The organism is Aurantibacter crassamenti, from assembly GCF_016811105.1.
In the GTDB taxonomy this organism is placed as follows: domain Bacteria; phylum Bacteroidota; class Bacteroidia; order Flavobacteriales; family Flavobacteriaceae; genus Aurantibacter_A; species Aurantibacter_A crassamenti.
The window spans coordinates 1,818,057-1,829,290 of the sequence record NZ_JAFBGM010000001.1; the positions used below are offsets into that span (position 1 = coordinate 1,818,057).

11 protein-coding genes are annotated in these 11,234 nt (G+C 35.5%); 4 read left to right on the top strand and 7 right to left on the bottom strand.

The genetic code is table 11. The features are described 5' to 3' along the window. Positions 1-151 precede the first annotated feature (151 nt). From tsf to rplM, 4 genes are all read right to left on the bottom strand, one after another. The gene (tsf, locus tag JQC67_RS07340; protein WP_203252176.1) at positions 152-1,117 is read right to left on the bottom strand and encodes a translation elongation factor Ts; all 966 of its coding nucleotides are present in this window, start codon (positions 1,115-1,117) and stop codon (positions 152-154) included. A 58-nt stretch (positions 1,118-1,175) separates the two neighbouring features. Continuing rightward, entirely contained in the window at positions 1,176-2,285 is a 1,110-nt protein-coding gene (gene rpsB / locus JQC67_RS07345) for a 30S ribosomal protein S2 (protein ID WP_203252177.1), read from the bottom strand. A 277-nt stretch (positions 2,286-2,562) separates the two neighbouring features. Beyond that, positions 2,563-2,949, bottom strand: coding sequence for a 30S ribosomal protein S9 (rpsI, locus tag JQC67_RS07350; RefSeq protein WP_203252178.1), 387 nt, complete (start codon positions 2,947-2,949; stop codon positions 2,563-2,565). Then, a complete protein-coding gene (rplM, locus tag JQC67_RS07355; protein ID WP_203252179.1) occupies positions 2,950-3,405 on the bottom strand; it encodes a 50S ribosomal protein L13 in 456 nt (151 codons plus the stop codon). A gap of 474 nt (positions 3,406-3,879) precedes the next feature. On the opposite strand from rplM, the gene JQC67_RS07360 reads away from it, so the two are divergent. Next, complete coding sequence (locus JQC67_RS07360) at positions 3,880-4,386, top strand: lipocalin family protein (protein WP_203252180.1); 507 nt, start codon at positions 3,880-3,882, stop codon at positions 4,384-4,386. Positions 4,387-4,438: 52 nt separating this feature from the next. Here JQC67_RS07360 and JQC67_RS07365 read toward each other — a convergent pair whose 3' ends face one another. From JQC67_RS07365 to JQC67_RS07375, 3 genes are all read right to left on the bottom strand, one after another. Beyond that, complete coding sequence (locus tag JQC67_RS07365) at positions 4,439-4,768, bottom strand: T9SS type A sorting domain-containing protein (RefSeq protein WP_203252181.1); 330 nt, start codon at positions 4,766-4,768, stop codon at positions 4,439-4,441. A 136-nt stretch (positions 4,769-4,904) separates the two neighbouring features. Next, positions 4,905-7,745: a DNA polymerase I gene (polA, locus tag JQC67_RS07370; RefSeq protein ID WP_203252182.1), complete on the bottom strand. Its 2,841-nt coding sequence runs from the start codon at positions 7,743-7,745 to the stop codon at positions 4,905-4,907. Positions 7,746-7,763: 18 nt separating this feature from the next. Continuing rightward, on the bottom strand, positions 7,764-8,759 hold the full coding sequence (locus tag JQC67_RS07375; RefSeq protein WP_203252183.1) for a N(4)-(beta-N-acetylglucosaminyl)-L-asparaginase: 996 nt from the start codon (positions 8,757-8,759) through the stop codon (positions 7,764-7,766). A 43-nt stretch (positions 8,760-8,802) separates the two neighbouring features. On the opposite strand from JQC67_RS07375, the gene JQC67_RS07380 reads away from it, so the two are divergent. The 3 genes from JQC67_RS07380 to JQC67_RS07390 all read left to right on the top strand — a co-directional run bounded on the left by JQC67_RS07380 (position 8,803) and on the right by JQC67_RS07390 (position 11,201). Beyond that, complete coding sequence (locus JQC67_RS07380; protein ID WP_203252184.1) at positions 8,803-9,525, top strand: copper homeostasis protein CutC; 723 nt, start codon at positions 8,803-8,805, stop codon at positions 9,523-9,525. A 56-nt stretch (positions 9,526-9,581) separates the two neighbouring features. Further along, positions 9,582-10,811, top strand: coding sequence for a metallophosphoesterase (locus JQC67_RS07385; protein WP_203252185.1), 1,230 nt, complete (start codon positions 9,582-9,584; stop codon positions 10,809-10,811). Positions 10,812-10,904: 93 nt separating this feature from the next. Next, a complete protein-coding gene (locus JQC67_RS07390) occupies positions 10,905-11,201 on the top strand; it encodes a thioredoxin family protein (protein ID WP_203252186.1) in 297 nt (98 codons plus the stop codon). Positions 11,202-11,234: the final 33 nt, after the last annotated feature.

The window sequence follows — 11,234 nt, forward strand, 5'->3', positions numbered from 1 at the left end:
ATTACTATTATAAGCATAAAAAATGCTGCCATTAGGCAGCATTTTTTATGCTTTAAAATCAATAGAAGTTATTAATTGGTGTGTAAGTTGTAATAAACAAAAAACCGCTAGAGAAATTCTCTAACGGTTTTTTAATTCGGTTGAATTGTAGTTATCCTACAGTCGCACGTTTGAAATCTGTAACAGACACATCGCCGTGAGATTTAACGTATTGTTCTACGTTAATCTTCTCATCTTTAATGAAGTTTTGATCCAATAAACATTGTTCTTGGTCCAAAGTAGTGTTATCTGAAATGAATCTTTCCATTTTACCTGGAAGAATTTTATCCCAAATTTGCTCTGGTTTACCTTCAGCTTTTAATTGTGCTTTTGCATCTTCTTCAGCTTTAGCAATAACTTCATCAGTTAGTTGTGCCATTGAAATGTATTGTGGTACATTTTTAAGCGTTTTTCCTAAACGACCAAGTTCTTCGTTATCCTTTTCGATAACTGCTATTCTAGCTTCAGTTTCAGCAGCAACAAATGCTGGATCAAAATCTTTATAAGATAATGTAGTCGCTCCCATTGAAGCTACTTGCATAGAAACATCTTTTGCTAAAACGTCTGCTGTATCAACTTTAGATGAAAGACCAACAAGAGCAGCAATTTTATTAATATGTACATACGTACCTACGAATGGTGCTTCTAGTTTTTCAAAAGCAGTAATTTCTAATTTTTCACCAATAACGCCAGTTTGCTCAACTAATTTATCAGCAACGGTCATTCCTCCAAAATCAGCAGCTAAAAGTTCTTCTTTAGAGTTGCAGTTTAGAGCTATTTCAGCCAATTGATTAGCAAGAGCAATAAAATTTTCATTCTTACCAACAAAATCAGTTTCACAGCCCAAAACGATGGCAACACCAACTGTTTGGTCGGCGTTAACTTTAGAGATAGCAGCACCTTCAGATGAATCTCTGTCAGCTCTTTTTGCAGCTACTTTTTGTCCCTTCTTACGAAGAACTTCAATTGCTTTGTCAAAATCGCCTTCAGCTTCAACCAAAGCATTTTTGCAATCCATCATTCCAGCTCCGGTAGCCTTTCTTAATTTATTTACTTCTGCGGCGGTAATTTTTGCCATAATTTTAAATTTATTGTCATTTCCGCCAAAGCGGAAATCGATATTATATTCTAATTAATTACTCTTTTCCGCCTTTAGCGTTGTCTTGCCATACTTTCAGCTCATCCCATTTTTCGTCTGCAGCCATTTTAGCTTGCTTAGGCCAAGTAGTTGGGTCTAAATGTGCCATTCTTGAACTTGCTTCAGTTAAGATTTCTTTCATCTTATCTGCATCAGCATCTGCCATTTTAGCATAAGTGTCAATACCAGCGTTAACTAGAGCTTCAGCAGCTTTAGGACCAATACCTTCAACTTTTGTCAAGTCATCAGCTTTAGCCTTTGTAGCTTTCTTCTTTGGCTCTTCTTTTTCCGCTACTGCAGGTTTTGCAGTTTCAGCTTTAGGAGCTTTTTCTTTTTTAACTTCTTTAGCAGGTGCTTTTTCTTCCTTAGATGTTGCTTTTTCTTCTTTAGCAGGAGCTGCTTCAGTTGTTTTTTCAGATTTGCGTTCAGCTAAACCTTCAGCAACTGCATTAGTTACAGAAGACATAATAATATCAATAGACTTTGATGCATCATCATTTGCTGGAATCACGTAATCCACTTCTTTTGGATCACAGTTCGTATCAACCATTGCAAAAATAGGAATGTTCAATTTCTGAGCTTCTTTTACTGCAATGTGTTCGCGCATTGTATCAACAATGAATAAAGCACCTGGTAAACGAGTCATATCAGAAATAGAACCTAAGTTTTTCTCTAATTTAGCACGTAAACGACTTACTTGTAATCTTTCTTTCTTAGAAAGTGTGTTGAAAGTACCGTCTTTTTTCATTCGGTCAATCATCGCCATTTTTTTAACGGCTTTACGAATAGTTACGAAGTTAGTCAACATACCACCTGGCCATCTTTCTGTGATGTAAGGCATGTTTACATTTGCAACTTTTTCAGCAACAATGTCTTTCGCTTGTTTTTTTGTAGCAACAAAAAGAATTTTACGACCAGAAGCTGCAATTTTGGCTAATGCCTCATTTGCTTCGTCTAATTTTGCTGTTGTTTTGTAAAGGTTGATAACGTGAATTCCGTTACGCTCCATGTAGATGTAGGGCGCCATGTTCGGGTTCCACTTTCGTGTTAGGTGTCCAAAATGTACACCTGCTTCCAATAAATCTTTTACTTCGACTTTTTTAGCCATTTTTAAAATATAGTTTACGTTCTTTTGAATTAGCAATATTAAAGTGGTACTACCAAAAAATGATAGAGCCTTCAACATTTAGATGCTAAACTAATTTACCTTAAAGCTTTTGGTAAGCTATTAAGGAATTTTTAATTGTCTTCGCCGAGACGAAAAACTTTCAATGAACTTGATTAATATTGAAATTACCTACCCACGTTGAGAGGCTTTCAATAGATACTTATGTATAAAAAGTACTAAAACCTTGACGTATCAAGGCTTTAGTATAAATATTATATTAACGTTTCGAGAACTGGAATTTCTTTCTAGCTTTCTTCTGACCAAATTTCTTACGTTCAACCATTCTAGGGTCTCTTGTAAGTAATCCTTCTGGCTTTAAAACGCCACGATATTCTTCGTCTACTGCACATAAAGCTCTAGATATAGCTAATCTAACAGCTTCTGCCTGACCAGTGATACCACCGCCAAATACATTTACACTAACATCGTAGTTGTCTACATTTTCAGTTAAAGTAAAAGGTTGTTTTACTTTATATTGAAGTGTAGCAGTACTAAAATAATCGTCTAAATTTCTGTTGTTAACAGTGATTTTGCCATTACCTGTCGAAACGTAGACACGGGCAACTGCTTTTTTCCTTCTTCCTATTTTGTGAATCGTTTCCATTTATTTAAAATCTTTAAGGTTGATTGCCTTTGGTTTTTGTGCTTCTTGACCATGAACAGTACCAACATATACTTTTAAGTTTCTAAAAAGGTCAGCTCCTAATTTATTTTTAGGTAACATTCCTTTTACAGCTTTCTCAACAATACGCTCAGGGTGTTTTGCTAATAATTCTTTAACAGAAGTAGCACGTTGTCCACCTGGGTATCCAGTATATCTCAAATAGGTTTTTGAATCCCATTTGTTGCCTGATAAGGTAATTTTTTCGGCATTGATAATAACCACGTTATCTCCACAATCAACGTGTGGTGTAAAACTTGGCTTATGCTTGCCTCTTAATAATTTAGCAACTTTAGACGCTAAACGTCCTAAAGTTTCTCCTTCGGCATCAACAAGCAACCATTGCTTATCAACTGTCTTTCTATTGGCCGAAATCGTCTTGTAGCTCAATGTATCCACTACTTCTATTTTTTGTATTAAACACTTCAATCCCGTTAAACGGGCTGCAAATGTACAACTATTAAGTTGAATAACAAATGGTTGTTTCTGAATAATTTAATGAAATCTTTTCAGTAGCCATTTGACCGTTATATTTCCCTATTCTTTGAATAAAAGAGGCCAAATATAGGTTAATAAAGTAGAAGGTTCTCAAATTATTTATCCTTTTATAAGTAAAGCCAGAATTCATGATAGTTGTTCGAAGAGCTTTCGAACCCTGTTATAGTTTGATATGAAGTAAATCAATAGGGTTAATACGTATTATTGTAATCGTTTTTGGTCTTAAATTTTGAAATAGGTAATTTTTAATTTTAAAAATAATTCATGTATTGTATTATTATTCAGGATATTATCTATTGTAATCGAATTTTTAGAATTAAAATATAACTAATAAATAAACGTTCTTTGTTTTAACAAACAACAATACACTTAATTATGCAACAAAAGTTTATAGTATTAATGGCCATTTCTGTTTTGTTTTTTTCTTGTTCGGATGATAAAGAAGATGCAAGCGAAGAAACAGCACAAAGTAATATAGAAGGTACTTGGGATGTAACAGAACTTAAAATTGATAGTCAGAATTCTAGTGACGACGCAAAGTTTGGCAGTGCTATTCTAGATCATTTGACAAATAAGAACTGTACTGTTGTCTCATTTACATTTAATGCGGATATGACTTTGGTAGCTAATAATTCTACAAATTACTTAGAGGTAAATGTCAATTCAACCGGTTCAGGACTTGATATACCTTGTCCTACGGAAGTTGATACTGAAACAAGTGTTTATACATATGATGGCACTACGTTATCTTATGTTGATGCTGAAAATCAAAAAATTAGTGTAAGTCCTATTATTGAAGGTAACTTAATGACTATTACTGCTGCTGATTTGGGGTATACTAATCTAGATGCTGAAGGTGAATTAGTGTTTACTAAAAGGTAGACAGTAAAATAAAATTATATAGTAAAAATAAAGCCTTCACTAGTGAAGAGCTTTATTTTTTATAGAACTTAGTCTGTACTTGTTGTTCTTGAGATTGTATTGTAACAATGTAAATTCCGGACCTGAGTGTAGTTATCGGAATATTCAACGCGTTGTTTCTAATAGCCCAATGATGTTCTAAAATAGCATTTCCGTAGGTGTCAGAAACAATAATTTGTGCTCTACTACTATTTTTTAAGCCTAGAATATTTACCACATTAGAAGCAGGGTTTGGAAATACCTTTATTTTTTGCACCACCGCAGTGGGGGTTGCTTCGCTTTGCGCTGTTGCGGCAAACGAAAGTGTAAATACAAATACAAGGAAGAAAATTATTCTTTTCATTTTAAACTACTGAAACCCTTATTTTGGGTCGTTGCCTTTCTTCAACGCAAGTTGCTAGTGGAAAAGTATATGTTGTAAGGTGTAAACCAGAACTTTAGCTTAGTTTTAACTAAATCAGTATGTTTAAAATGGGTAATTAATGCGCCACTAGCCAATCTTTACCTTCGCCCAATTCCACATCTAATGGTACGGCCATGGTAAAAGCGTTTTCCATTTCTTGTTTGATTAAATCTTTCATAGCAGTTAATTCATCTTTAGGCACATCAAAAACAAGTTCATCATGCACTTGAAGCAACATTTTGGTTTTAAAGTTGCCGTCAATTAACTTTTTATGAATATTAATCATCGCTATTTTAATAATATCTGCGGCACTACCTTGAATAGGTGCATTAACAGCATTTCGTTCTGCAGCACCACGTACAACAGCATTTCTAGAATTAATATCCTTTAAATAACGTCTTCTGCCTAGTACTGTTTGTACATATCCGTTTTCACGAGCAAAATCAACTAGCTCACTCATATAATTGCGAAGCTTCGGATAAGTTTTGTAGTAGGTGTCAATCAATTCTTTGGCTTCAGAACGTGATAAATCAGTTTGGTTGCTTAAGCCAAAAGCCGATACGCCATAAATGATTCCGAAATTAACTGTCTTAGCATTACTACGTTGGTCACGAGTAACTTCTGAAATAGGCACGTTAAAAACCTTTGCTGCTGTAGAAGCATGAATATCTTCTCCATTTTTAAATGCATCAATCATTGTGGTTTCTTCACTTAAAGCAGCAATAATTCGGAGTTCTATCTGTGAATAATCTGCAGCCAATAGCACATGATTTTCATCTCTAGGTATAAACGCTTTTCGCACCTGCCTGCCTCTTTCAGTTCGAATAGGAATATTTTGAAGGTTAGGGTCATTACTTGCTAAGCGACCTGTAGCAGCAACTGTTTGCATATAATTAGTATGCACGCGGCCCGTAATTGGTTCTACCTGTAAAGGTAGAGCATCAACATAAGTGCTTTTTAATTTTGAAAGTCCTCTAAATTCCAAAACGTTTTGAATGATTTCATGGTCTTTAGCTAAATAAGACAGTACATCTTCTGCTGTAGAAAATTGGCCAGTTTTGGTCTTTTTAGGTTTGTCTACCAATTTCAATTTGTTAAAAAGAATTTCGCCTAACTGCTTAGGTGATGCGATATTAAATTCTTCATCAGCAGCTTCATAAATTTTCGTTTCTAGACTTTTGATGTCTGTTTCAAGGTCTACAGCAAGTGAGTTTAAAAAAGCTTCGTCTAAATTAATTCCTTCCAATTCCATATCTGAAAGCACACGAAGTAGCGGAATTTCAATGTTATTGAATAATTCTTCATTTTTTGCTTCTGCCAATTCTGGTTTGAAATGTTGAGCTAATTGAAAGGTAATGTCCGCATCTTCAACTGCATATTCCGTTATTTTTTCTAAAGGAACATCGCGCATTGACATTTGGTTTTTACCTTTTTTACCAATCAATTCAGTAATTGAAACTGGTGTGTAGTTGAGATAGGTTTCAGCTAATACATCCATATTATGTCGCATATCTGCGTTGATAAGGTAGTGCGCTAACATGGTGTCAAAAAGATTTCCTTTTACTTCTAGGTTGTATTTCTTAAGCACTTTAATATCGTACTTCAAATTCTGACCTATTTTTTCTATTTCTTCGGATTCAAAAAACGGGCGCAGTACTTCAATAAGTTCTTGCGCAGCATTCTTATCCTCCGGAAAAGGCACGTAAAAACCTTTGCCAGCTTCCCAAGAAAAAGCAATTCCCACTAATTCAGCAGTAATTGGGTTCAGACCTGTAGTTTCCGTGTCAAAACAAACCGAAGTTTGCTTCATTAGATTTTGCACAAATAATTTCATGGCCATTCCGGGGCCAACAGTTTGATAGATGTGCGAAGTGTCGGCAATGGTTTTTCTACTATTTTCAATAGTTGGCGCGGTGGTAGCGCTTTCAGGGTCACCGCCAAAAAGCGAAAATTGACCAGCGCCAGCAGCACTAGTTTTCGTTGTTGGTGTGGATTTTGCTTTGTCTTGATGTGCAGTTTGGGTTGCAGCCTCACCTGATGTAAATGTTTTTATAAAGTTATCTTGAAGCCTTCTGAATTCAAGTTCTTGAAAAATTTCAGTTACTGCAGGAACGTCAGGGTCGCACATTTCAAAATCTTTTTCATCAAATTCAACTGGTACATCGAGTAGAATTTTTGCAAGCTCCTTAGAAAGTATGCCAAGTTCGGCATTGGCTTCTACTTTTTCCTTCATTTTACCTTTAAGCTCATGCGTATTTGCTAAAAGGCCTTCCATGCTACCATATGCCGCTAAGAATTTTTTTGCAGTTTTATCACCTACACCAGGTAACCCAGGAATATTGTCAACTGCATCACCCATCATGCCTAAATAGTCAATTACTTGTTCAGGGCGCTCTACTTCAAATTTTTTCTGAACTTCAGGTATGCCCCAAGTCTCATAACCCCCACCAAACATTGGGCGGTACATGAAAATATTTTCACTAACTAGCTGCGCAAAATCTTTATCAGGCGTAACCATAAAAGTTTTGTAACCCTCTTTTTCGGCCTTTTTAGCCAACGTACCTATAATGTCATCAGCTTCAAAACCAGACAATACTACCACAGGAATGTTCATGGCTTTTAATATTTTTTCGATGTAGGGTATCGCAATTTTTATTCCCTCTGGGGTTTCATCACGATTGGCTTTGTAAGCTTCAAACATTTCAACTCTAGACACACTACCACCTTTATCAAAACAAACTGCAAGGTGATCTGGGCGCTCTCTTTTTATTACATCAAGCAATGAATTAGTAAAGCCCAAGATTGCCGAGGTATCCATACCTTTTGAATTGATTCTAGGGTTCTTAATAAATGCGTAATAACCACGAAAAATTAGTGCGTAAGCATCAAGTAAAAAAAGTCTTTTCTGTTCTGACATTATTGTATTTTGAAATTTTTAGGCTTTGATAAATGATTCGGTTGGATGATTGATTTGACCTTCATCGGTATATTGACTGTAGGTAAAACCTGGATGAACGCAATAGCCACCAGTTTCACCTTTTTTATTAATTGCTAAAAAGCCTATTTGAAAATCTTTTCGGCCTTCGTTCTTTGCCATGATTCGCTTGACACCTTCTTCGCAGGCTTCTTGTGGTGATTTTCCTTGGCGCATTAATTCTACAATCAAGAAACTGCCAACAGTTCGCACAACTTCTTCACCAACGCCGGTAGCTGTAGCACCGCCAATTTCATTGTCAACAAATAATCCGGCACCAATAATTGGTGAATCGCCTACACGCCCGGCATATTTATAGCCCATACCACTAGTAGTACAACCGCCTGCAATATCACCATTTTTGTCAATAGCGAGCATGCCTATGGTATCGTGATTCTCAATGTTGATTATGGTCTCGTATTTTGAAGTCTTTTTCCATTCAAGCCATTCCTGGCGCGATTTCTCGGTTAATAGATTTGCCTTTTTAAATCCTTTTTCATAAGCAAATTGTTCAGCGCCTTTACCTGCAAGCATTACATGCGGGGTGTCTTCCATTACTTTTCGAGCTACTGATATTGGATGTGCTATATTTTGCATACAAAGTACAGCTCCACAGTTACTCTCTTTGTCCATGATGCATGCATCTAATGTAACATTTCCATCGCGATCTGGTCTGCCACCAACACCAACAGTTTGATTGTTTTCATCAGCTTCTTCAACCATCACACCTTGTTCTATGGCATCAAGAGCATTACCACCTGAATTGAGTACTTTCCAAGCTTTTGAAGTTGCATTGTGAAAATTCCAAGTACAAACAACAATCGGTTTTATAATTTTGGCTTCATCAATTAATGCTGAAGTATCTTTAGTCTTTTCTTGGCAAGAAGATATCAAAGAAGTTGAAAATACTCCAGCAGTCCCTATTGATGATTTTTTTAAAAATTTTCTTCTTTCCATGACTATATACTGGTTACATTTAGGACCGCTAAATATAATGAATATGATTGTAGAAGTTTGTGCCAATTCATTGGAATCTGCCTTAAATGCCGAAAAAGCTGGAGCTGACCGAATTGAACTTTGTTCTGAGCTAGCTGTAGGTGGAATTACGCCGTCATACGGCCTGTTAAAAGCAGTGCGTGAGAAAATATCGATTCCGGTTCGCGTGTTAATTCGTCCACGAAGTGGTGATTTTGCGTATTCTGATGAAGAATTCGAAATCATGAAAAGGGATATAAAACTCTGTAGTGATTTGCAATTTGATGGTGTAGTTTTAGGTATGCTACACACAAATTTTTTTATTGATAAAAAAAAGCATGAAGATGTAGCTAATATGTGTGAAACTTTGAAAACTACTTTTCACCGTGCATTTGATTGGGTGGTAAATCCTTTTCAAGCCTTACATTGGCTAGATGCTTTTACTGTTGATACAATACTAAGCTCTGGACAACAGAAAAAGGCAGTAGATGGAATTGATTTACTTGCTGATTTGAATGAAAAAGCAACAAATACTATGATAATGCCTGGTTCAGGAATAAACGCCAAGAATGCACATGTTTTTAAAGAACGAGGTTTTAAGGCTATTCATTTATCTGCAGTGAAAATGAATCAAAAGTTGACTGTAAATCCAAAGGTTGGTATGAATTCTGCACAAATGTTATCTGATATTGCTTTGCCTATTTCTCATTTTGAAACTATTCAAGAAATTGTAAATGCCGTTAAATAATACCCAAAGACCCTAAGTGCCCTATTTATTAAAATACCTTTGTAAAAAATACAACTATGTTTAGATGGTTCTTTTTTGTTACGCTTTATTGTTTGTTTAGCTTTTATGTTTTTCAGGCATTAAAAACTGCAACCAAATTTCAATGGGTGTATTATGTGGCTACAGCTATTTCTGTTTTAGTGCTTTTTAATTTTATTTATCAATGGACCTTTGGTGCATCTGAGGGAAGAGTTTTAAGTAGGCCTATGAGTTATGCAGCGGGCTTGTTGATGGCTGTAATTTCATTCAAAATTATTAGTATTTTATTTCTTTTTTCAGAAGATATATTTCGATTTTTATCGGCTACGTATCAGAAATTTGCCGGTTCTTCAAAAGAATTTAGTTTACCATCACGACGAAGATTTTTAAGTATCATTGCTTTAGGAGTTGCGGCTTTGCCTTTTGGCGCTTTGCTTTATGGGATGTACAAGGGTAAATATAATTTTAAAGTGCTGAAATATGATTTGGCATTTGATGATTTACCAGCTGGTTTTGATGGATACCAAATTACCCAAATATCAGACGTGCACAGTGGTAGTTTTGATAATCGCGAGAAAATTGCTTATGCCATAGATTTAATTAACAAGCAGCAAAGTGATGTGCTTTTTTTTACTGGTGATATGGTAAATAATAAGGCGTCAGAAATGAAACCATGGGCAGAACTTTTTTCAAAGTTAGAGGCTAAAGATGGTAAATTTTCAATTTTAGGAAATCACGATTACGGTGATTATGTCGATTGGCCAACACCAGAAGAAAAGAACCAAAACCTTATTGACTTAAAAAATATTCAAAAAGAAATTGGTTTTGATTTGATATTAAATGATAGTAGGTATCTCGAAAGAAATGGAGATAAAATTGCTTTAATAGGAGTAGAGAATTGGGGTAGAGGTGGATTTAAAAAGGCTGGTGACCTCAAAAAAGCAGTTAGTGCAATTGAGGCTAATGATTTTAAAATTTTATTAAGTCATGATCCTTCACACTGGGAAGATGTTGTGGTTGACGATGACTTGCATTATCATCTAACCTTAAGTGGTCACACACATGGTATGCAATTTGGAATTGAAATTCCAGGTTGGGTAAAATGGAGTCCGGTGAAATGGCGCTATAAATATTGGGCGGGCATTTATGAGCAAATGGGTCAATTTATTAATGTGAATAGGGGTTTTGGTTTTTTAGGTTACCCAGGAAGAGTAGGTATATGGCCTGAAATAACGGTGATTACCTTAAAAAAGAAATCGTTAACATGATTTTAACTAGGTAAACGGACTACAAAAGTCTTAACAGGAATTCTCTTTTAACAATTTTTACTACTTTTGATGAGTAACTCAATGTTTTAAATTATGTCAAAATTCGGTGAACTAATAGATTTGAAGGTTCCTGTTTTGTTGGATTTTTACGCAGAATGGAATGAACAATCTACCGCAATGCATCCTGTATTAAAAGATGTTGCCGCTGCTTTGGGTGACAAAGGTAAGGTCATCAAAATAGATGTTGATAAAAACAAGGAGCTTTCGCAGGCACTACGTGTCAAAGGATTGCCAACTTTAATGATTTACAAAAAAGGTGAAATGGTGTGGCGCCAAAGTGGTGAGCAAGATGCCAATACCTTAATTGGTATTCTTGGCGAGTACATCTAAAGTAGGCATCTAACTACTTCTAAATATATCTTA

Coding starts and splice junctions, on each gene's coding strand:
- tsf (WP_203252176.1), bottom strand. CDS start 1,117: ATGGCAAAAATTACCGCCGCAGAAGTAAATAAATTAAGAAAGGCTACC.
- rpsB (WP_203252177.1), bottom strand. CDS start 2,285: ATGGCTAAAAAAGTCGAAGTAAAAGATTTATTGGAAGCAGGTGTACAT.
- rpsI (WP_203252178.1), bottom strand. CDS start 2,949: ATGGAAACGATTCACAAAATAGGAAGAAGGAAAAAAGCAGTTGCCCGT.
- JQC67_RS07360 (WP_203252180.1), top strand. CDS start 3,880: ATGCAACAAAAGTTTATAGTATTAATGGCCATTTCTGTTTTGTTTTTT.
- JQC67_RS07365 (WP_203252181.1), bottom strand. CDS start 4,768: ATGAAAAGAATAATTTTCTTCCTTGTATTTGTATTTACACTTTCGTTT.
- polA (WP_203252182.1), bottom strand. CDS start 7,745: ATGTCAGAACAGAAAAGACTTTTTTTACTTGATGCTTACGCACTAATT.
- JQC67_RS07375 (WP_203252183.1), bottom strand. CDS start 8,759: ATGGAAAGAAGAAAATTTTTAAAAAAATCATCAATAGGGACTGCTGGA.
- JQC67_RS07380 (WP_203252184.1), top strand. CDS start 8,803: ATGATTGTAGAAGTTTGTGCCAATTCATTGGAATCTGCCTTAAATGCC.
- JQC67_RS07385 (WP_203252185.1), top strand. CDS start 9,582: ATGTTTAGATGGTTCTTTTTTGTTACGCTTTATTGTTTGTTTAGCTTT.
- JQC67_RS07390 (WP_203252186.1), top strand. CDS start 10,905: ATGTCAAAATTCGGTGAACTAATAGATTTGAAGGTTCCTGTTTTGTTG.